The sequence below is a fragment of the Psychrobacter sp. TB55-MNA-CIBAN-0194 genome (genome assembly GCF_040309505.1).
GTDB classification, from domain to species: domain Bacteria; phylum Pseudomonadota; class Gammaproteobacteria; order Pseudomonadales; family Moraxellaceae; genus Psychrobacter; species Psychrobacter fozii.
Genome location: NZ_JBEOOW010000668.1, coordinates 1 through 244, shown reverse-complemented (window position 1 = coordinate 244; position 244 = coordinate 1). Strand labels below are relative to the sequence as shown.

Annotated in this window: 1 pseudogene; it reads right to left on the bottom strand. The window is 45.1% G+C overall.

The annotated features are described in order from the left end of the window. Nucleotides 1–242: pseudogene (locus AAEY75_RS16680) on the bottom strand (sulfite exporter TauE/SafE family protein); the annotation flags it as partial. Between the last annotated feature and the right edge of the window lie 2 nt (nucleotides 243–244).

Genomic DNA, 244 nt, shown 5'->3' with positions numbered 1-244 from the left:
CTATCGACCCATAGTAAGAGCTTCGCGCCTAAAATACTACCGAGTAAGCTGGTCAATGCCAGTAACCAATAGCGCCTGCCATAATAGATGAAATTTTGCCAAATCGTGCGACCACCACCTGCCAGCCAAGTCATCGCATTGAGTAATAACGATGGAAAAATGACTAATACAATAGCATGTGGTAATGGATACATACTGGCAAGCGCGGTAGTAGTCACCAAGGTGATACCTAGGCCACTAATAC